General features: G+C 41.3%; 20 protein-coding genes. 8 read left to right on the plus strand and 12 right to left on the minus strand.

Annotated elements, in window-relative coordinates:
- Nucleotides 1-64 precede the first annotated feature (64 nt).
- On the plus strand, nucleotides 65-1,528 hold the full coding sequence (locus tag NSTC731_RS28710) for an ABC transporter substrate-binding protein (RefSeq protein ID WP_445627923.1): 1,464 nt from the start codon (nucleotides 65-67) through the stop codon (nucleotides 1,526-1,528).
- 262 nt (nucleotides 1,529-1,790) lie between these two features.
- The gene (locus NSTC731_RS28715) at nucleotides 1,791-2,843 is read left to right on the plus strand and encodes a hemerythrin domain-containing protein (RefSeq protein WP_445632193.1); all 1,053 of its coding nucleotides are present in this window, start codon (nucleotides 1,791-1,793) and stop codon (nucleotides 2,841-2,843) included.
- A gap of 81 nt (nucleotides 2,844-2,924) precedes the next feature.
- On the opposite strand, the gene NSTC731_RS28720 is transcribed toward NSTC731_RS28715, so the two are convergent.
- The 8 genes from NSTC731_RS28720 to NSTC731_RS28755 all read right to left on the minus strand — a co-directional run bounded on the left by NSTC731_RS28720 (nucleotide 2,925) and on the right by NSTC731_RS28755 (nucleotide 11,934).
- Nucleotides 2,925-4,109: a M20 family metallopeptidase gene (locus NSTC731_RS28720; protein WP_445627924.1), complete on the minus strand. Its 1,185-nt coding sequence runs from the start codon at nucleotides 4,107-4,109 to the stop codon at nucleotides 2,925-2,927.
- A gap of 278 nt (nucleotides 4,110-4,387) precedes the next feature.
- The gene (locus NSTC731_RS28725) at nucleotides 4,388-4,951 is read right to left on the minus strand and encodes a pentapeptide repeat-containing protein (protein ID WP_445627925.1); all 564 of its coding nucleotides are present in this window, start codon (nucleotides 4,949-4,951) and stop codon (nucleotides 4,388-4,390) included.
- A 505-nt stretch (nucleotides 4,952-5,456) separates the two neighbouring features.
- The gene (locus NSTC731_RS28730) at nucleotides 5,457-7,214 is read right to left on the minus strand and encodes a serine/threonine protein kinase (RefSeq protein ID WP_445627926.1); all 1,758 of its coding nucleotides are present in this window, start codon (nucleotides 7,212-7,214) and stop codon (nucleotides 5,457-5,459) included.
- 216 nt (nucleotides 7,215-7,430) lie between these two features.
- Nucleotides 7,431-7,619: a 30S ribosomal protein S21 gene (gene rpsU / locus NSTC731_RS28735; protein WP_012407716.1), complete on the minus strand. Its 189-nt coding sequence runs from the start codon at nucleotides 7,617-7,619 to the stop codon at nucleotides 7,431-7,433.
- Nucleotides 7,620-7,735: 116 nt separating this feature from the next.
- Complete coding sequence (locus NSTC731_RS28740; RefSeq protein WP_445627927.1) at nucleotides 7,736-8,059, minus strand: RNA recognition motif domain-containing protein; 324 nt, start codon at nucleotides 8,057-8,059, stop codon at nucleotides 7,736-7,738.
- Nucleotides 8,060-8,819: 760 nt separating this feature from the next.
- On the minus strand, nucleotides 8,820-10,499 hold the full coding sequence (locus tag NSTC731_RS28745) for a tetratricopeptide repeat protein (protein ID WP_445627928.1): 1,680 nt from the start codon (nucleotides 10,497-10,499) through the stop codon (nucleotides 8,820-8,822).
- Between the two features lie 2 nt (nucleotides 10,500-10,501).
- Nucleotides 10,502-10,735 (minus strand): hypothetical protein, encoded by a 234-nt coding sequence (locus tag NSTC731_RS28750; protein WP_445627929.1) that lies wholly within the window; start codon nucleotides 10,733-10,735, stop codon nucleotides 10,502-10,504.
- Nucleotides 10,736-11,310: 575 nt separating this feature from the next.
- Nucleotides 11,311-11,934: an SMI1/KNR4 family protein gene (locus NSTC731_RS28755; RefSeq protein WP_445627930.1), complete on the minus strand. Its 624-nt coding sequence runs from the start codon at nucleotides 11,932-11,934 to the stop codon at nucleotides 11,311-11,313.
- Between the two features lie 445 nt (nucleotides 11,935-12,379).
- On the opposite strand from NSTC731_RS28755, the gene NSTC731_RS28760 reads away from it, so the two are divergent.
- A complete protein-coding gene (locus NSTC731_RS28760) occupies nucleotides 12,380-12,562 on the plus strand; it encodes a CsbD family protein (RefSeq protein ID WP_334804111.1) in 183 nt (60 codons plus the stop codon).
- A 296-nt stretch (nucleotides 12,563-12,858) separates the two neighbouring features.
- On the opposite strand, the gene NSTC731_RS28765 is transcribed toward NSTC731_RS28760, so the two are convergent.
- Entirely contained in the window at nucleotides 12,859-13,122 is a 264-nt protein-coding gene (locus NSTC731_RS28765; protein WP_445627931.1) for a hypothetical protein, read from the minus strand.
- Nucleotides 13,123-13,175: 53 nt separating this feature from the next.
- Nucleotides 13,176-14,270: a hybrid sensor histidine kinase/response regulator gene (locus NSTC731_RS28770; protein ID WP_445627932.1), complete on the minus strand. Its 1,095-nt coding sequence runs from the start codon at nucleotides 14,268-14,270 to the stop codon at nucleotides 13,176-13,178.
- Nucleotides 14,271-14,857: 587 nt separating this feature from the next.
- Here NSTC731_RS28770 and NSTC731_RS28775 point away from each other — a divergent pair.
- Together NSTC731_RS28775 and NSTC731_RS28780 are read left to right on the plus strand one after the other, a co-directional pair.
- Nucleotides 14,858-15,577: a response regulator gene (locus tag NSTC731_RS28775; protein WP_445627933.1), complete on the plus strand. Its 720-nt coding sequence runs from the start codon at nucleotides 14,858-14,860 to the stop codon at nucleotides 15,575-15,577.
- Between the two features lie 186 nt (nucleotides 15,578-15,763).
- Nucleotides 15,764-17,452 carry an NAD(P)H-quinone oxidoreductase subunit 4 gene (locus NSTC731_RS28780; RefSeq protein ID WP_445627934.1) on the plus strand — a complete coding sequence of 563 codons (1,689 nt, stop codon included), beginning with the start codon at nucleotides 15,764-15,766 and terminating at the stop codon, nucleotides 17,450-17,452.
- 112 nt (nucleotides 17,453-17,564) lie between these two features.
- Here the strand turns inward: NSTC731_RS28780 and NSTC731_RS28785 are convergent, their stop codons facing one another.
- On the minus strand, nucleotides 17,565-17,804 hold the full coding sequence (locus NSTC731_RS28785; RefSeq protein WP_445627935.1) for a hypothetical protein: 240 nt from the start codon (nucleotides 17,802-17,804) through the stop codon (nucleotides 17,565-17,567).
- Between the two features lie 55 nt (nucleotides 17,805-17,859).
- Nucleotides 17,860-18,237, minus strand: a complete 378-nt coding sequence (locus tag NSTC731_RS28790; RefSeq protein ID WP_445627936.1) for a hypothetical protein — start codon at nucleotides 18,235-18,237, stop codon at nucleotides 17,860-17,862.
- A gap of 206 nt (nucleotides 18,238-18,443) precedes the next feature.
- Here NSTC731_RS28790 and thrB point away from each other — a divergent pair, with 206 nt between their 5' ends.
- The 3 genes from thrB to NSTC731_RS28805 all read left to right on the plus strand — a co-directional run bounded on the left by thrB (nucleotide 18,444) and on the right by NSTC731_RS28805 (nucleotide 21,270).
- The gene (gene thrB, locus NSTC731_RS28795) at nucleotides 18,444-19,358 is read left to right on the plus strand and encodes a homoserine kinase (protein WP_445627937.1); all 915 of its coding nucleotides are present in this window, start codon (nucleotides 18,444-18,446) and stop codon (nucleotides 19,356-19,358) included.
- Nucleotides 19,359-19,387: 29 nt separating this feature from the next.
- Nucleotides 19,388-19,900, plus strand: a complete 513-nt coding sequence (locus NSTC731_RS28800) for a hypothetical protein (RefSeq protein WP_445627938.1) — start codon at nucleotides 19,388-19,390, stop codon at nucleotides 19,898-19,900.
- Between the two features lie 833 nt (nucleotides 19,901-20,733).
- On the plus strand, nucleotides 20,734-21,270 hold the full coding sequence (locus NSTC731_RS28805) for a universal stress protein (RefSeq protein WP_445632194.1): 537 nt from the start codon (nucleotides 20,734-20,736) through the stop codon (nucleotides 21,268-21,270).
- Nucleotides 21,271-21,481 lie beyond the last annotated feature (211 nt).

Here is a 21,481-nt window from a genome sequence, read left to right on the forward strand (position 1 = left end):
GTTTTGTTCAATTGTCATAAATCTCTATATTAAGATAAATTTTGTAAAAGATTGGTAATTATTCATGATAAATAAAAAAGAAAACTTGAGACTACTTATTTCTTTGGGTCTGGCTGGGGTAATGGTAGCAGCTATTTTATGGTTAATTAATAAAGTATCTTCTACTATCGTAACAACACCATCAAACCCCACACAAACTTCATCTTCATTTACAAATAAGTCGTCATTACTGAATTTAGGTACTAGGATTTTAGTGAAAGTGCAAACATCCCCTGAAAAAACAGATGGAGTTAAAGCTTTTGCTGAAAAAGATTACGTCACTGCCGTTAAAAAGTTTACTGATTCTCTGAAAAATAATCGCAATGACCCAGAAACTTTAATTTATTTAAATAATGCCAAAATAGCGCGAGATAATTCATCAGCTATAAAAGTTGCGATCGTCGCACCAATTAACTTCGATCCTAGTTTAGCAGAAGAGATTTTACGCGGTGTAGCTCAAGCTCAAAATGAAGTTAATACCCAAGGAGGAATTAATGGTAAAAAATTGCAAATTGTAATTGCAAGTGCTGATAATAGAGAAGATTCTGCACGGCTAGATAATGAATTAGTTGAAGATCAAAGCCTTGTAGCTGCTGTGGGCGTTAGACGTAACGCAGAAATATATAAAGAGAAAGGTTTGGTTTTAGTCTTACCCGTCGAGCTACCAAATCAAGCAGAAAATCCAGGAAAGTTAAATAATAATACATTAAATAGTCAGCCTAATAGTTCCACAAATAACTACTTATTTCACGTAAATCCCTTATATGATAATTTAGTAGATACTCATTCTCGCTACATTGCTCGACAAGCAAGGAATATTGCTATTTGTGGCGATGTTCGTAATTCAAGAGATAATCCAACCTCTTCATCAAATCAGATACTCGTAGAAAAGTACACTCAAGCTATCAAAAATTATGGCAGCAACGTTATTAGTACGCCTTGCAATTTAGCAGATAAGAATTTTGATCCGAAAGCTTTTGTAGATAAAGCCATAGAAACAGAAAATGCAAGTGGCTTTTTACTAATGCCTTCAATCAGAAATATATACTTTGCCACCAAAGTAGCACAAGAAGTTAAAGGTAGAAAGCCACTGTTTGCATCTGAAACTATGTACAGTGCTACAACTTTGCAAAATGGCAAGGATCTCGAAGGAATGGTATTACCTGTGTATTGGCATCGTGATGCTAATAAAGATAACCCCTTTGCAAAAAATGCCTTTCAACTTTGGAATGCACAAGTAAATCAGAGAACAGCAGGAGCTTATGATGCACTCCAAGCAATAATTGCTGGTTTAAAAAAAGATAGTACCCGCGAAGGATTACAAAGGGTATTGTCTAATCCCAATTTTTCAACATCTGGTGCAACCGGAATGATTCAGTTTTCGGCATCTGGGGAGCGTCAAGGAGAAGCAATGCTTGTCAAAATTGAGCGTTGTGAGTCTTGCTCTAGTGGAACTGGTTACGATTTTGCCCTCTTGAATAAGAAGTAGTTTTCTTGATGTTAATTGTCATTCTAAAGATATAGATTGCTTTCAAATAGGTAATTTATTCAATTTGAATGTCATACTAAAATGCTTGATTTAATTGCAATCTAAAATTGAAGCGATCGCTTCAATTTTCTCTAACGAAAAGTTTTTTTCTCTACCCAGAGTTGTGAGCGCGATCGCTCAAAAGAAAGATGGAATCTCCCTAACCCCTGTGTCAAGGTTATATCAAGTAAGAATTACGAACACTTTGCCGAGGAGAACACGGATGGTTACTACTTTAGATGATACGAAACGCAATGCTATTGCTGTAAAACTTGCAAGTCTTAAAGCTCTGCAACAGTTGGTCATCGAAAATGAACAATCGCTTTTGACGCAAGGGCTTGATGCTGAAATTGCCGATCGCATCCGAAATTTTATCAATGACGATCAAAAAAACCTTGGTGTTTTGGAAACCGTAATTGGTCAATATGGGATTCAGGCTGAACCCAAACAAAATGTTACACAATTCATTGAAAAAGCTCGCGAATTGTTCAAAGGTTCTGAGTTAAGCCTGTATGAGAAAGTCTCTCAGCATGAATTGCTGAAACATCAAATAGTAATGAGTGGCTTGATAGTTCACAAAGCTGCTCAAAAAGTTGGCGCTGATGTGTTGCTAGCGATCGGGCCATTAAATACCATTAACTTTGAGAACCGCGCCCACCAAGAGCAACTCAAAGGCATTCTGGAAATTCTGGGTGTCCGCGAACTCACCGGACAAGATGCAGATCAAGGAATTTGGGCACGTGTTCAAGACGCTATGGCCGCAGTCAGTGGTGTAGTTGGTAGTGCTGTCACCCAAAACAGTGACAAAAAGGATCTAAATATCCAAGATGTTATCCGCCTCGATCACAACAAGGTAAATACCTTATTCACCGAACTACTGCAAAGCAACGATCCACAAAAGATCCAAGAGTACTTCGGTCAAATTTATAAGGATTTAAATGCTCACGCTGAAGCTGAAGAGGAAGTAGTTTACCCACGAGTACGTCCTTTCTACGGTCAAGATAACACCCAAGAATTGTTTGACGAACAAGCTGAAATGAAGCAAGTGTTAGACCAAATTAAGGGTATTAGTCCTTCTTCATCTGAATTCAAAGATCGAGTTAGACAGCTGATGGAAGCTGTTGGCGACCATATTCGTCAAGAAGAAAGCACAATGTTTGCTGCTATTCGTAACAACTTGAGCAGCGATGAAAGCGAGCAACTGGCTACTGAATTCAAAGCCGCTAAGACCAAAATTCAAGAAAAATTAGGCGTTGTTAGCGAATCCAATGCGTAGAATGCTTAAAAGCATTCTATATCCGCTAAAAAAGGTTAATTAAACAAAAACTCCCAGCGTTTATCTGCTGGGAGTTTTTGTTTACAAATGTTGCTGACAGTATTTATAAGCGGTGTATGCCATAGTTACAACCCCGGTGATAATTGCAGATTCATCGACTTCAAATTGGGGATGGTGTAAAGGGTGATTTATGATTCTTTCTTTGTAGCCGACACCCAAGCGAAACATAGAACCGGGGACGTGTTCCAAATATATAGAAAAATCTTCAGCACCAAGGGAAGGTTCGGGTAGTACTTGAACGCGATCGCTACTCCAAGCTTCTTCTGCGGCTGATTGTAACAATTGCGTCAGGGCGTAATCATTTTGGACGCTGGGTACACCTTGGCGATAATTGACTTGATACTTTGCTCCGTAGGTATGGCAAACATTAGATACAATGTTTTCAATCCAGTTTGGGAGATGGGCACGGGTTACGGGATGGAGCGATCGCACTGTTCCCAATAATTGCACTTTATCAGCAATTATATTCGGCGCTCTGCCACCATTAATCTTCCCGATACTCAATACTACAGGACGCAAAGGATTTTGTGTCCGGCTGATAGCTTGTTGCAGTGCCGTAATCACTTGGCAAGCAATCCAAATCGCATCAATCGCCTCATGGGGACGCGCCCCGTGTCCAGATTCTCCCATAATCAGAATCTCTAAATCATCAGCGGCGGCTGTTAATGCCCCGTAACGCACGCCAATAGAACCTGCGGGTATAGAAGGGAAAACATGAACCCCTAATAAAGCTGAGACATTTTCCATCGCCCCATCTTTCACCATCCAGCTTGCCCCTTGAGCAATTTCCTCGGCTGGCTGAAATAAAAACCGCACTTTCCCACCTAATTCCTCAGTCATTTGGGACAGCACCATTGCCGTTCCTAACCCTACAGTAGTATGAACATCGTGACCGCAAGCGTGCATAATCCCATCTGTACGAGAGGCATATTCTAAATTAGTACCCTCTTGAATTGGCAAGGCATCCATATCAGTGCGAATTGCCAATAAACGGTCATTTTGGCCAGTGCCTTGAAGTTCTCCAATCACGCCCGTTTTACCAACTCCTTCTTGTACGTGCAGTCCACTGGAAGACAAAACACCAGCAACAAAGGCTGCTGTTTGATACTCTTGCCCACTGAGTTCTGGATGAGAGTGGATATGGCGGCGAATTTCAATTAAGCGGGGCGCTAGTTTTGCTGCTAAGTCTTTTATATGGGTAAGCATCGATTTAATTAATCTATAGGCTAGGCTTTTTTCCCATGATAAAGAACTGTTAACAAACAAAATGCTTTTGCTATACAAGGATAAGGGAGGCAGGGGAGCAGGGAGCAGGGGGCAGAGAGCAGGGGGATGTGGTTCGACTGCGCTCACCAACCGGGAGATGAGGGAGTAAGGGGACAAGGGGACAAGGAGATAAACAAAACTCCTAACTCCTAACTCCTAACTCTTAACTCCTAACTCAGCACTCCTAACGCCCCATTCCCAATGCCCAATGCCCCAGTTTATTTTGAATAGCAGGTTGTGCCTCGAGTATTTTCGGGTTTAAACTCGTTACATTCTCTGGGATTTTGACGCTCTAACGACCAGCCATAGGGTTTGTCGGAGGTAACGACACCATTAGCCAGAGTTGTTAGTCGGTAGTTAGCCCCTCGAAAATTAGTAAATTGCAATATGGCATCTTTTAAGTTTGCTGCTTCTAAATTGGCGCTGATAAAACCGGCAAAAGACAGATCGGCATTTTCCAGGGATGCTGATTTTAAATTTGCTCCAGTTAAAGAAGCACCATTGAGATTCGCCGAATTCAGAATCGCACCTTCTAAATTTGCACCGGTGAGATCGGCATTTGTGAGATTAGCTTGAGATAATGTAGCGCCGCTCAAGTCAGCCCCTCGCAAATTTGCTCCAGTTAGATTCAGCCTAGTGAGGTCAGCGCCACTCAAATTACACCGAGGACAGGCACTTGTTGCCTTCAACTGATCCAAGTCTAGCTGATTTAATGCAAGAGCCTGCTCTGCAAACCCTAAACAAGCTAACAGGGAGACGCTGGCAATAATCTTAAGTTTCATATTTTTTACTGATATTTACAAAAATGACAAGTTACGAACATCACGTACTGTCATCCTTACATATACCGCTTCTCTAAGGAAGTACAGGGATGAAGCATTGATTAAGAAGCTGTAAAAATACTATAAATTATAGTATTAACACTACTCAAACGGAAATATAGGCTATAGAATCAAATCGTAAGGAACTATACCGAACCAATTATAGACTACCAAATATGTGATCCCCCTAGCTCGATGAAAAATACGACTAGGGGGATCTTGTTTTTGGGCATTGGGAATGGGGCATTGGGCGTTAAGAGTGCTGTTAGCGAAGCTCGGCGTTTAGCCAGTGCTGAGTTAGGAGTTTTATTTATCTCCTTGTCTCCCTTGTCCCCTTGTCTCCCTTGTCCCCTTGTCTCCCTTGTCCCCTTGTCTCCCTTATCTCCCGGTTGGTGAGCGCAGTCGAACCACATCCCCCTGCTCCCACGGTTACTGAGCGTAGTCGAAGTATGCTCCCCTGCCTTCTTCACCGCCATCCTAAAAAGCGCAGTCCAGGAACAATTAGGTAATAACTCACTCCTAACCAGAAGCTGATAAAGAAGCCTACAGAGCCAAAAAAAGTCAGAGGTAACTTTAATGCTGACCAAGCTGGTTGACTGGCAAATTGGAAAATTGGGGGTGCTAAATTCAAAAGAATCAAAACTGCATAACCGATCGCACTGCCAAAGGCCGCGAACACAGCGTACACTACATGATGGCTGCGAAGTCCTAAACTCAAGGTGAGTAGGCAAACTGCTACTAAAATCACAGCTACTAAGCCCTCGCCGCTATCTTTTGGGGTGATTAATTGCAAAATCAACCAGCCAAAGCCATAGCTAATCATGCCCATCAGGGAAGCCACTAAAAACCGCCGCCGTTGACCAAAACACCCGGATACTGTTAATCCCCACGCGGTTCCCCAGCCTGCGGCGACGAATACCAAAATATCTGCCCCGAAGACGGGTTGAGTATTTGGTACTAATTGATTTAGCTGACTCCCAATCAATTCCACAACCTGAGGCCCCAAGCTGGTGCGATAGGCCAAAATAAAACCGGCGATCGCACCAAAACAAGCGCCGATAGTACTCAGGATCATCGCCCAAATCGTCGCCAAACAAGCTCGGAAAATTTTGATGATTGTCTGAGCGATAAAAATAACGGTTTTGGTGACAGCTAGGCTAAAGTTAACTAAAACTTGTTCAATAGCTTGTGTTATCAGTGTAAATCTCTGGGAAACTTGCGTTGAGGCTTGCTTAATCTTGTCTTGCAGTTGAGCAAATAACCCTGGTGGCGGTAATGGTTGAGAAATCTTCGCCAAACGTTTTTGAATTATAGCTGCATTGGCTGGACGCGATCGCACATCCTCCTGCACCATCTCATCCAGCAAATCTGCTAGTTGCGGGTTGACATTCACCACAGTTCGCCAGCGCAATTTACCCGTTTGCCGATCTTCCAACTCTAGCGGGTATTTGCCTGTTAGTAGTTCAATCACCGTTCGACCAAGAGCATAAAAATCGGCACTTGGTCCAACAATACCTCCAGTCACTTGTTCTGGTGGACTGTAGCCAGAAGAAAATAATCGCGTGGAACTGGACACAGAACGCACCTTAGAGGCACTAAATTGTTTCGCTCCACCAAAATCAATTAACACCAAGCGATCGCCTTCTGCTTGCCCTGGAGACGGGGTTACAGATGACGAAGTACCCAGCATTAAATTAGAAGGTTTGATATCTCGGTGAAGAATCTGACGTTTGTGTAATTCTTGTAAAATCTGCACTGCTTGGGCAAACCAATTTAAAACCAAATTCTCTGGACACCCTTGGGGAAAGTTTTTTAATATCTCCTCTAAAGTCTGCCCATTGATTTTTTCCATTACCAGACAAGGGAGTTGGTGCGGTTTGGGGTTAAACAGTTGTATCTGAAAATATCCTTCGGCATCGACTCTGGGGACACCTGGATGGTGCAAACCGGATAAAACCGCCGCCTCTTGGGTAAATAACTCCAGTGCCTTCGGCGAATCTTCTACCAATACTTTCAACACTTTCTCTGTTTGAGTTTTTTCATCCCAAACTGTGTAGATTTGAGCAAATCCTCCCGATCCCAAGGACTGAAGTGGAACATAGCGGTCTAACAACTCTAGCGGTGCGCCACAGCTGTTGCAAAATTTGTTTCCCCAAGGCTGAGGATAAGGACGTTGACAATCAGGATTTATGCAGTGAACCGCACTCTGAGTGATGTGGGACACAACCGCTACAATACAAAGGCTGACTTGATTTTAGCGTTTCTTTAGGTTTCCTGATTTGAAAATAGATAAAAGGAAAACCCCCATAGATTCTATGAGGGAATTCATTCATATTTACAACGAATTTCAAGGAAGGTGAAGTACACAAGCTTGCGTCTCAAAGCAAGGTATAAAGCCTGTTTGACTTCTGACTCACTGAATTCTGCTGTATCTCAGCCCTTAATTACGAAAACTTCTCTTACTTTGTCTGTGCTTGGCAACTTCTTTGCGCTTGCGTTTTTCTAAGGGTGTTTCAAAATGACGATGCTTTCTCATGTCTGGAAAAATTCCCGCCTTGGAAACTTCTCGTTTAAATCGTCGTAAAGCTGACTCAATGTGTTCATTGTCACCTACAATTACTTGGGTCATTATTTCTCCTACTAAGTTGACTTCATCAATGGCTATGCAGGCGGTAACATTACAAAAAAAAGACAGACTCTTGTTTGTCTGACCTTAAGACTCTTGGTAAGTTTTTGTTTCCAAGGTTAGTACCGTCCGCCACTGCCACCGCCGCGGTTGCCGTATCCTCCTCTGTTACCACCAAAGGAACCTCTATCACCTCTGTCTTCCTTGGGTTTAGCTTTGTTAACTTTCAAGTCACGACCCATCCACTCAGCACCGTCGAGAGCTTCAATGGCAGCAGTTTCTTCAGCTTCAGTTCCCATTTCCACAAAAGCAAAGCCGCGCGGACGACCTGTTTCACGGTCAGTAGGTACTTGAACGCGCTTTACAGTACCATATTCTGCAAAAATACCACTTAAATCTTCTTGTGTAACGTCATAAGAGAGGTTACCTACATAAATTGACATCGATTCTCTCCAAAATCATCACTGTGTAGAGATTTTAATTTCTCTCAGAAGTCTGTAAATACTAAAAGGAAAAAGCCTTTCAATACTAAAACCAAAGACATCACTAAATTAACTCTCATAAATCTAGGATGACATACGAGCCAACTCTTTGCACCCACTAGATAGTTAACTAGTGATGCGATCGCACCTAAGCGATCGCCCGCCCCCACATACCCTAAGTACAATCCACCGCAAAAAGGGGTTGGAAATGGAATAAGATAAATTCTGTAGGGTGATATAGAAAATCAGACATGCAGGGGCGCATCTTTGAATATCCGAATTGAACGTTTGACTGCATTCACCATGAAGCATTACTTCAAGATTTTAATACGAAAGGCAAAGTCAGGCAACAAATATAAAACTATTGTGACTTGTATTCTTTGGGAAAACCTGCTATAAAAGCAACTGCGATGCTGATAGCAGTAAGCATCGCGAGTCTTTTTCTTTGGCGCTAGCCTCTTTTTTTGGAAAAGGAGAGTAAGTGGCATGAAAAAGAGGGGGAAAGGGCAAGGGGGAAAAGGGAAAGGGAACCCCGTATTTCAAAACAGGGGTTTCAGATATCGAGTCGGCAATTTTTATCGCACTACGTGGCGGGTAAAATCTTCTTTTTTGTTCATGATGTAAAAGTTTTTCCTTCTTCCCTTCCCCCCTCCCCTTATCCCCAGAGGGGGCCCCACCTTCCCCTTTCCCCTTTTCCCCTTCTTGGTAACATCATGTTCGGCTAATTAACCAAAGTTGCAATCTTAAGTTGCCGAACATCACCTTTCCACGCTGTCTCCAATTCAGCTTTAACAAGTTGAGCGGCCTCATCTTTGCCTAGTGCCTGCAAAGTTGCCTGCAAGCCAAATAAAGAACGTCCATTATGGGGATATTTTTTTAAATCGGCACGAAAGACTTTCTCAGCTTCTCTATAATCACCCTTAGCCAAAAGCACAGCACCCAAAGATTCCCGCGTTGGAAAGTACCAGTCTGGTGGTTCCACGTAATTAAGGGCATCTTCTGCTACTACTGCTTTTTCTAGCAATTGGATGGCAGATTCATAATCATGCTTTTTTCTGGCAATTTTAGCGTCTAGAACTTTTGAGGCAATGTCTAAAATAGTACTGGCTGGACTGAATCCAATGGTTGCTTTAGTGGAAATTCCCTGTTTGGCAGCCAGTAATGCCCGACTTTCACTTGCTGCATCTTCAAGTTTGCCTGTGGCTGCGCTTGCCATACCGCGAGCAAAATGCCAAAGTGCAGAGGTAGTGGGCAATTTAGCTTCGGGAGCAGGAGTTTTGAAGATCGCATCCCAATCACTAAAGCGTGTCTGAATCAGTATTTTGCTGCCGAGGAATCCCTCAAGCATTGGTGCATAGGGGTCAATTGCAGTAGCATTTGCAACTAATTTATCTGCGGATTTCAGAGCATCTTCATATCTTCCTGCCATGCTGCTAGCCACCATGAGGAAATGTACGTTGTGGTTGTAATACATCATGGGGTAAGTGCCCTGGACTTGATATTTTTTGATGTAAATATCATCTTGAGCGATCGCCAGCTCGTTTGCCTGCATTGCTCCTTGATAATCTCCCACACGAAAATAAATATGACTTGGCATGTGTACCAAGTGTCCTGCTGCTGGCGCTAGAGTTCCGAGTCGGTTAGCACTGACAAGGGCCCGTTCTGGAGAAGGTGAGGCTTCTACTGCATGAATATAGTAATGATTAGCTCCTGCATGATTCGGGTTACGTTTGAGAACTGATTCTAAAACAGCCACAATTTCTTCTGTATCTGGCTGTGGTTTACCATCTTTAGTCCAGTGCTGCCAAGGATGCAGATCCATCAAGCTTTCACCGTAAAGTGTCGCTGCATCCAAATCATCAGGATAGCGCTTGACTAGGTTTCCCATTGCTTTGGCGTAATCTACTGCTAGTTGATACAAATCAGCATCGGCATCTTGAGAGTAACGTTTTGCTAAGGCGTTAATGTAGTCTCGTTCTGGGGTGGAAGCTTGGGTAGAAAGGGCCAAAGCTTGCTGTACTGCTTGGTAAGCAGCTAATTCCCGATTGGGGTCTATTTCTGAATTAATATTGGGCCCCAAGGCTAAAGCAACACCCCAATATGCGATCGCTAAATGCGGATCGAGTTTGGCAGCGTATTGAAAAGAACGCACTGCCTCATCATGATTGAAAGCGTAAATTAAATTTAATCCCTGATCGAAAAACTTTTGGGCTTGGGGATTAGAAGTAGAAACTGGATGGTGGATTGTACCAAGTCCAGATATTAAGTTGTATGGCTGTTTTAATTCAGTGTAGACGTGTTGGTGTAGGCTCTCGTCGAGAAGCGGCTTGTTGTCAGATATCGCCGCACTAGGAGCGACTAAAGAGAATATAAGCACCCAAACTAGAAATAAGTACCTCATTATTATTGTTCTTCAAGCTCTTTTTTAATATTCAAATGCCACAGTTTCTCTAAATAAGCAACTTGTCGGCAAAAAACAGCAGTCCGGTATTGCTTATAGATATTAAACCCGACAAACACAATCATTGGAATCAAGATAGAATATCCGATGAAAATGTTAACAGACGAATCAGTTGGCATTTTGTAGTCTATATATTGGGAGTTGGGAGTTGGTTGAGTACTAAAATTTGATTGCATAAATATCTTCATAAATACTACAAGTAAGAAGCTAGAAATAAACGTGGATAATTGTTCCTGCTGTCTTTGAGCAGAAATTAATCACAAGTTCTATTAGGTACTTCAAAGTCGCTGCTGAGACTTATCTATGCCTTTTTCCACTAGCTAAATTATTCTTCAGTTAAAACCTGAAAAATTATGTTGATTTCTGCTAATTTTTGTGACAAAATCCTTATTCTGTAAGCTACTGCTCCTAAAGTATTTACTGAAATTTCAACTATTTTTAGTGTCAGTTATTTCTAGTACAAGCTTTAATTAGTCAGAGTTGCAGAAGCAATATACAGCGGATTGCAAGTTAATAAGTGACTATTAAAAAGATGTGACTAATATATAACCCAATAAGCTTGGGTTAGCCCTAAAAACCTTAAACTATGTAGGTTGGGTGGCACTGGGCCCTTGCGGTTTCCTGACTTGTACCCCTACGGGGAAGCAAGCTACGCTTTTAGCGTTCCCTTCAGGTAGCAAGTGGCGTTTGAGGAACGTAGCAAGATCCCAAAGTGTAACCCAACATTTGCACGACTTCATATTTTTTTAAATTATGAGTTATATTTTCGATATATCTCTTTTTCAAGTTTTAGCTTTTCTTCATCTATTCGGATTATCATGTCATCTTCCTCTCCATCTTCATCTGGTATGAGTTGATATAAACCAAACTCACAACACTCTGCAATTACAGATATCATACTGATAAGATTTTTATATATTCTTACTGAATCTTCATGGCAACCAACATCCCAAAGATAAACCGGAGATGGATCGAGATCGCCAACTACATAAAGCATTCTTTTATTTTCATACGCTGCAATAGGAAACCATTCTTGCTTCCAATATGCATCATCGTAGTTAGTTGCTTTCCCTATACTTTTGTAAATATAAACTGAATCTTGCAAGGAACAAAAAGAACAAATGATATCGGCTCTTAATTGCTCAGGAAACAAAAAATAGAGTGGTAGATAGCCATTGTTATAACCAAGATCGGCGGTTCCATTGCGCCATTGATAAAGTTCGTATACTTCTTCCGATAACCGGAATGGTAAATCCTTTGTAATTTCGTCAATCTGCTGGCGAGTTAAACCTGGATTGTAACAATCAAAGAAATCATGATTGGTAGATTTTAACCAATTCAAAATATATTGAAGTTCATCCGTAAGTTCAGACATTTCACTAACCTCATTTAGTGATTAAAAACGAAAGTAATTTGAAGCATCTCCTCTCATTTACCCAGAATTAAGTACACGGACTCGCTAATACTGCACTATCTACCACCAATTTGAAAGCCTACGCACCCTGTTGACATATTTACTATATCCAGTGGTAATAAGCCAAGTTGTGGGTTATCAGCATCACTATCTACCTGAAGTTATAAGTTATTTTGTCTAAAGATAGAACAATAAAACGATCCTTTCCCTCTTTTGGATATTACCTGAATTTCCAAAGATGAGTTTTAAGGTTAAATAACTATGTACAATGGACATAAATATTTGTCATAAAAACATCGTCAGATAGAAGAAGCAAAAGTTATTTAAAAGTAATCTATAGATATTGCAGCGCTTTTCAAGCAAGCAAGAAATAATCAAGACTTAAACTATTTTAGGAGCAAAAAAAATGAGTATCGAAGATAAAGCAAAAGCTTTTGCTAAAAACGTCGAAGGAAAAGTACAAGAAGCAATTGGCGAAGTAACTGGCGATCCTAAAGATAAAGCTGAAGGTAAAGCTAAACAAGCTGAAGCCCAAGTCCGTCACACCGCTGAGAATATCAAAGATGAAGTTAAAAAGACTTTAGACTAGTACAGCGTGATAGAGGTTTTCCTCGTTGTCACAAATTGTTCAAGTAGTTAGATTTTGATGGTAATGTAATAGGTGAAATTTTATTTAGGAAGAAGGTTTAAGTTAAATAATTATTTACTGAACCTTCTACCTTTATTCACTCTGTTTTTTACCTAAGATTTTCAGCCATTTTGAAAATAACGATCGCAAAACATTTTCTCAATCTATTACTGATTTTTTCAAAAGTGCTAATTCATAATTAATATTCTATTTACCTATCTTTTAACAGACATCCCAACATCACAAGGTAACTCGACTTATACTAAGCTGTTACCCAAAAAGAAAAGCACATCAACTGGTGAAAGTTGTCCTAAGTCAATTGTCCAAAGTCCAGTTGGTAAACACAAATGACTAATGACTAATACTTCTCTACGAGAGGCTGCGCCAACGGCTTCGCGGTAGTTGAATCTCGACTTACTTCGACTACGCTCAGTACAAGTCGCTCGATTACCGCGCAGTCGAAACTCAGTACAAGTGACTAATGACGGTCTTAACGGAGTTTGTGCAATATGTAGGCGCATTAGCTTATTTTACTAACAGCGTTATTAGGGTAATAATTTTTTGTCGCCTACTTTTAGTTTTCGTCAGCTAAAGGTAGGCGGATAGTAAATGTACTACCCTTGCCTGGTTCAGATGTCACATCGATTGTGCCTTGATGTGCTTCGATAATACAGCGAGAAAGATATAATCCCAAACCACTACCAGAACGTTGGTGTTTTCCTTGACGAAATCGCTCGAATAATATTGCCTGATCTGGTTTAGAAATTCCTGGGCCTGTATCTTGGATATCAATATTCACAGCTATCGGAGTCAGATAACAGTGAATATTTACAGAGCCTTTGTCTGTAAATTTGATAGCATTGCCGATCAGATTTGTCAAAACTCGCCGCAGTTCTAAGCGATCGCCCATAATGGTGCTTGCAGTTTCACTTAGATCGATGTTTACAGCTAATCCTTTTTCTTCAGCTAAAGGAGTTAATTCTTGGCAAACTTCACTAACTAATTCCTGAATATTGCAGGGAGAAATTTTTAAGGTTTTACAGCCCGCTTCATGACGATAAACTTCTAACAAGGTATTTACCATTTCCAGCAGGTCTTGGTTGCTGCCAATCATGGTATTAATTATTTCTTGCAATTGTGGCGAAACATCGCAAAACCTGCCTTCCAGCAATAATTTTAATACGCGGTTAGAAGCTACTAGGGGAATGCGTAAGTCGTGAGTAAAACGGGAGACAAAATCTGCACGGAGGTTCGCCATCTGATCTCGTTCGTCGATACTATGCTTGAGGCGCAGGAGCGATCGCACCCTTGCATGGAGTTCATCAGGATCGAATGGTTTGCGAATGAAGTCATCTGCACCAGCGTCTAGTCCTTCAACTACGCTAGACTCATAGTGAGCCGTGAGCAGCAGAATCGGGATAAATGGCAGCGCCTGATTCTGTCGGATGCGCCGAGTGAATTCATAGCCATCTAGCTCCGGCATCATCACATCTAAGAGAATTATGTCTGGCGGTGACTCTTCAACCATAGCCAGAGCAATCTTACTATCTTCTACCAAGCTAATTTCATAGTCCTCATCTTCTAGGACTGCTTCTAAGACCAGCAGATTGTCAAAAATATCATCGACAACGAGAATTTTATCTTTTTTGACAGTTTTAGGTAAAGACATGGCTATATAAAAAAGAAGTGCTTGGCTATCCCTAGCAAATCTAGTAATAGCTTACTTCACCAGCGCTGAGATTATTAAGGATTAACATTTTCTTTTGGAGTTTCCTGAGTTTAATACCTTTTTTTTGCGTAATTACACTGCCCTTTTCTTGATACTGTGTATTATTTGTTTAATAAAATACTCTTCTCATAAGTATATTAGTCGCCTAAATTATCCAATTAATATGAGTACCTGGGTGCTAAAGTGAGTTATTTTAGTCGCTTTTATATGCATAATACCGCTCAAAGCAAGGATAACTACTTAATAGTCACCTACTTTTACTCGCTACCAGATTTTTCCGGAAAATTTGTTTAGCATAACACATCGGGCGTTGGGTTTATGTATAAAAATATTTTCTGATTGACTTATATTGTCATATCGAAACTCTTGCCTTAGAAAAGCTTACGAGATAAGGTTATCTATGTCTAATGGTAGATGAAGTTCAGGAAATAATACCAAACGCATTGCTTTTTGTATAAGATCCCGAATAGAAGAACGAGATGATTTTAATCTCTACTTTAGATAAATAACAGTAAAGTTAAGCAACTATGAGTGAAATCAAGATCCTTGTGATTGAAGATCACAACCTGACAAGAATCGGCTTGCGGTCTGCTTTACAAACCCAGCCAGAGTTTAACATTGTTGGTGAAGCAGCCAATGCAGCTGATGGTATCAAGCTTCTAAAAACTCTCAAGCCGGATGTTGCTACTATTGACATTGGTTTGCCTGACATGGATGGTATTGAGCTAACACGCACATTTAGGCAATATCAGGCAGATAATGAGGACTATACAACAAAGCTGCTAATTTTAACGATGCAAAATAGCGAACAAGCAGTTTTAGCAGCATTTGCAGCAGGTGCAGATTCTTATTGTATGAAGGATATAGAAACAGAAAAACTAGTAGAAGCTGTGCAAACGACTTATGCAGGTAGCTCATGGATCGATCCAGCGATCGCAGACCTTGTACTACAACAAATACGTCAAGATTTCCCCGATGGCAACAAAGGCGCATCTGGAAAAAGAGTTTTGATTGAAGGTATTGACCCAGATGTTGAGAAAAGTATAGTCAGCTATCCTTTAACTCATAGAGAGATGGATGTTTTAGAGTTGATTGTCGCTGGCTGTGACAATGCAGAAATTGCCAAAAGGCTCTATTTAACAGTCGGTACTGTCAAAACTCATGTTCGAGGTATTCTCAATAAACTCTGTGTTGCTGACCGGACACAAGCTGCTGTCCGTGCGTTGCGGGCCGGATTAGTACCGTAAGCAAGTAAGTAACATCATCAAAGGCGTATACAAGAACACTTAACAAATAAAAATATTTCTTTCCCAGTCTCCAGTAAATTGTTTTTTTGGCCAAAGCAGTTCACTGGGACAAAGATTTATGAAGAAATTGTTACAAAGTTTAGTAGAATGACATAATTGACTAAATAAGTATTTTTCTATACATACATGATAGCGGCTCAATTTCCCTGGCTTACCGCGATTGTCTTACTGCCACTTGTTGCTTCCCTGCTCATCCCCGTGTTGCCTGATAAAGATGGTAAACTCGTACGGTGGTATGCGCTGGGTGTAGGTATTGCAGATTTTGCCTTAATGTGCTACGCCTTTTGGAAGCATTACGATGCCAGCAGTGCTAGTTTTCAAATGGTGGAAAATTATGCCTGGGTTCCTCAGTTAGGTTTTAACTGGGCGGTATCAGTCGATGGGCTTTCAGCGCCACTTGTGCTTTTAGCCGGATTTGTCACCACACTCTCGATATTTTCAGCTTGGCAAGTCGATCGCCGACCCCGCCTCTTCTATTTTTTAATGCTGGTGCTGTATTCGGCACAAGTAGGGGTGTTTGTTGCTAAAGACTTGCTGCTATTTTTTATTATGTGGGAAGTAGAGTTGATTCCCGTCTACCTACTAGTCTGCATTTGGGGTGGGCAAAGGCGTCGTTATGCAGCTACGAAATTTTTGTTGTATACCGCAGCTGCTTCTATATTTATTTTGGTGGCAGCCTTGGCAATGGGGCTATACGGCGGCGGTGATATGACATTTGACATCACCACCCTCGCCAGCAAAGAATATCCTCTTAGTCTACAACTGCTACTTTATGCAGGATTGTTGATTGCATTTGGTGTCAAGCTTGCTGTTTTCCCCATGCATACTTGGTTGCCTGATGCCCACGGCGAAGCATCTTCTCCTGTATCGATGATATTAGCTGGTGTATTGCTGAAGATGGGCGGATATGGACTGATTCGCCTGAATCTTGAGTTACTTCCCGATGCACACATTTACTTTGCGCCTGTTTTAGCCATTCTCGGTGTTGTCAACATTATCTATGGTGCATTGAACTCCTTTGCTCAGACGAATATGAAGCGGCGTTTAGCTTATTCGTCGATTTCTCACATGGGATTTGTACTGCTTGGGATTGCGTCCTTCACTGATTTGGGAATCAACGGCGCGATGTTGCAGATGATTTCGCATGGTTTGATTGCATCGGTGCTGTTCTTCTTAGCAGGTGTTACTTACGATCGCACCCACACAATGGTAATGAAAGATATGGGCGGTATCGGTCAAGCCATGCCCAAAGTCTTTGCCCTGTTTACAATTGGAGCAATGGCATCTCTGGCACTTCCCGGTATGAGCGGCTTTGCTGGCGAACTCTCGGTATTTGTTGGAATGACCAGCAGTGACGTTTACAGTTCCACTTTCTGCACCGTCACAGTTTTTCTCGCCGCCGTTGGAGTTATCCTCACACCGATTTATCTACTTTCCATGCTGCGGGAAGTGTTTTATGGGAAAGACGCAGCCCTGCTATGCGACATTAATAATGCAGGCTTGGAAAATCGAGAAGATGAGGGAACAGTTTGTTTTGGTACGGACTGTCTCGTGCCAGAAGATGCAGTCTACGAGGATGCTAGACCTCGTGAGGTATTTATCGCCGCCTGTTTTCTGCTGATGATTATTGGTATTGGTTTCTATCCCAAGATGGCGATGCAGATGTACGATGTGAAGACCGTTGCAGTCAATGCTAATCTTCGCCAGTCTTATGCCATAGTCTCACAAACCAATCCCCAAATTTATGCTAAGGCACTCTTGGTTCCGCAAATTTCAGAGGTTGAGGTAGCGCCAGTTTTGGGAACTTTGAAGTAAGCTTTTTGATTAATAGACTTGTGAAAAAGAGCGAACTCTAGGTATCTTTTTTAGGAATAATAAAGCATTGATAGCCGCTCACTATGGGTAGGCTATCAATTTCAAATCATTCTCAGGATGCCCAAGATGTTTTTTCTGGAAAAGCTCCTTTTTTCCAATTTTGCCAAACCTTTACTGCTGCTCGTTGAAAAAAGGCCTGCGAGTTTTGCTCTGGTGTTTCTTGAAGTTCTTTAACTTCGCCACTAAATTTATCTATCCACAAAGAGCCGAGACGATCTTCATCTGGACCAAAGCGGTAAGTAACGCCGATCTCATCCTCCTTTTCTTTTAGAATTAATACGTAAAAAGCCATAACAGATTAATTTGGTTTATAAGAGTTGCGATACTTTAGTTTTAACTTATTTGAGTTATGCTGATGTTACTGGGGGACTCCACAAACGACCAGAGCGTTCAGTAGCTTCATGAGCTGTACGGTAGTTAGTATGGAAAATTCCTTCAAACCTCGACTCAAAGTATTCATGTTCCAATAGTCTCAAATCTTCAGGGTTAAAATTACCTCGCTGTAACCTAATCCAGGCATCTGCTATATCTGGATCTGGACTAAAGCGGTTAAATCCGAGGTCGTAATCCAACTGGTGTTCATCATTAAATAAATGTTTTTTGATCCGACGAATGCGAAACTCTGCCCATCCAGTGTTACGTGCAATCATTGCTATATCGTCAGCATCACGAATAGCATCATACGCTTCAGGAGCATACTCAAGAAAGCGCTTTAAATATTCCATTTTTTAAATTAATTAATATAAATAGTCAATATATAATCCGATAATAACACTATTTTTCAGTCATTAGGTAAAATAATATATTAATAAAAAATAAAATGTAAATATTTCAGATGGGTATGCAAACTACCACAACAGATAATTAGATCGCTAATAAACAAATCAACCCTTTACATGGGATGCTGGTTGATGATTAGTGAGTTTTGCCAATGTCTGTTGTTTCTACCATTACTGTTACCGTTCCCGCCACAACTGCAAATTTGGGGCCTGGTTTTGATTGCATCGGTGCAGCATTAAAGCTGTACAACGAGTTCAAGTTCACTCGCCTAGAAGAGGGTGGGTTAATTATTCATGTCACTGGTACGGAAGCCCAACGAGTCCAAACTGATGAAAGTAATCTTCTCTACCAAGCGTTTGTCAAGTTCTATCAACATATAGAGCAGACACCGCCGGCTGTGAAAATAGAGATTAAGTTAGGTGTACCGTTGGCGAGAGGTTTGGGTAGTTCGGCGACAGCAATTGTTGGTGGATTAGTTGCGGCTAATCAACTAGAAGGTGCTACTCTTTCTCAGTCGCAGGTGATGGAGTTAGCGATCGCAATGGAAGGACATCCTGATAATGTAGTTCCAGCTTTGTTGGGAGGATGTCGTCTGGCTGCTAGCAGTGGTTCAGGTTGGGAAATTTGTGATGTTCCCTGGCATAAAGATGTTGTGCCAGTTGTGGCTATTCCTAATTTTGAACTTTCCACATCACAAGCGCGAGGCGTTCTGCCAACAGAGGTAAGTCGTGCTGATGCGATTTTCAATACCGCCCATTTGGGCTTATTGTTGCGCGGCTTGGAAACTGGTAACGGACAATGGTTAAAGACAGCTTTGCAAGATCGATTGCATCAACCCTATCGTAAAGCTTTGATTCCTGGTTATGATGCTCTCAACATTGCAGCTGTTAGTGCTGGTGCTTATGGTATGGTGATTAGTGGTGCAGGGCCGACACTGTTAGCTTTGGCAGATAAGTTACACTCAAAGGAAGTGGAGGCGGCGATGTTAGCTGCTTGGCAAGAAGAAGGAATTACAGCCGAGGTGCGATCGCTTTCTCTAGATACCCAAGGCGCAAAAAGCTTTTAATATTTTACTCAGCACTTAAAACTCGATTTATGGAGCAAACTCAGGCTGAAATAGCAGCGCTTAAATCTCAAATTCAGGCTCTTTTAGAAGAACGCGCTGCACTCACGATCAAAAGTAATGTCATCTCTGGCGAGAATGATTCACCCCAGGCGATGGTAGAAGCTTACCGCCGTCAAGCCAGAGAAAATGCCCAATTATCAGTTGAACTCCAAGGCATAGATGCAGCGATCGCCGCTTTAGAAGGCAAGATAAAACAAAAACAAGGCAAGTTAGTGCGTTGGCAAGGTGAATCCAAACAACTTATCCAACAGCAGCAGCTAGAGGAAGCGAAAGAAGTGGCTCAGGTTCATGCTGAACGCATCAATCAACTAGCAAGTGAACTGGCCGCAGAAGTCCGTTTTCTTAAGGCTTGTGCCAATCAACTGAGTCCAATGTATTGGCAGATTTATTACAAGCCCTTTATTACTGGCTTGAAGACAATCTCCGTTCCCTATGTCCGCTCTGATGGAGAAGTGTGGACAATTGTCAACCGGATTGTTTAATACTTTACTCTTTTCGTTTGTAGGCAATACATTAGACCTCTTGGCAAAAGTGCTTTTTGCACTCTTGGGGGAAAAGGTTAAAGGTTAAAGGGGAAGGGGACTTTTGCAGAACCTTTTCCCCTTTTCCCGACAAATGCCAAGAAGTCTATTGACCTCTCGCCTTTTAGCCTATCCATTATCCAAATCTTTCTCAACAAAAATATAACTTACTTAAAACAAGCGCAAAAACATTGATAGTTATCCACTCAAATTCTTTAGTTTGTGGTTAGCGATCGCCTAGAAAATTTTTGTCATTTACATTCTTCTGCTTTTGTCTATCCGCAGATCGCCTTGTTCTACAATCCTGTTCCTAGCTTATTTGCAACAATCTTAAGAAAAATGTGACCAAAACAGACTTATGGTACTACAAGCCCCTAAATTTATTTATGGGGATAATAATTTTGAATGCGTGAATACTTCGACAAGCTACCTCGGCTACGGTTCCATCGAGCGGAGTCGAGATGCTCGGCACAAGTCAGTACAAGTTTTGAATTTTGAATTCCCCAAAGGGGTTGACTAATGCATAGCAATTTTCAGAGAGGAATTTAGGCTCAGTACCCAAAGATATTTATTGCGAAATGAGATGCTCCTTCATGCTCAAAGATAAATGCTGATTTTCCTCACAACTTCCTCAAATTATTTTGCTATACATAAATATAGGGCAAAAACCTTTAAGAGATTTAAGATTTAAAAGTCGCTAAACATAGTTGAGGGATTAGTCATTTTTGACAATCCAGCATCTGGAAACCCGAAACCGTAAAGACCAATCACCAATGAAATCGGAGGTCTATATGATGTTTAAAAAGATTCTAGTTGCATTAGATCGCTCGGAAATAGGGCAACAGGTTTTTGAGGAAGCATTAGATTTAGCAAAGTTAACACAAGCTAGCTTAATGTTACTTCATGTCCTGTCTTCCGAAGAAGAGGGTAGTCCTTATGTACCTATGCTGTCTAACATGGACTACTATCCAGGATTGACCAATCAAAGCTTTGAGTTATACCAAAAACAGTGGGATACCTTTAAAAATCTAGGAATCCAGATGTTGCAATCTTTCTGTGCCCAAGCAAACACAGCAGGTGTGATTACGGAATTTACACAAAATGTTGGTAATCCTGGTCGCATTATTTGTGATTTAGCCCATAGTTGTGGCGCCGATCTAATTGTTATGGGGCGTCGGGGCCATTCTCGGCTGATGGAACTATTTCTTGGTAGTGTGAGTAACTACGTTCTTCACCATGCTACTTGTTCAGTGCATGTTGTGCATCTTTCAGTTACTCCTAAAAAAGATGAAGTTGTCAAAGAAACTACAAATGCTTTTAGCGTTAACTAACTACTAAGCTGTTCCACATTTAACTTGCATAGTTAGGGTGGGCAAAACTTTGGCGCGATATCGCTACTTCTCTGCAAGAGGCCGCGTTAACCATAACGCTCAGTATGCTGCCTACCCCATAAAAGTTAGTTATCTCAATCAACGATCTCTGTAAATTGAGTCTCCAACAACCGATCGCTAACTACACTGTATTGGGCTAAAATTGAGCGTA

This window comes from Nostoc sp. DSM 114167 (assembly GCF_052692655.1).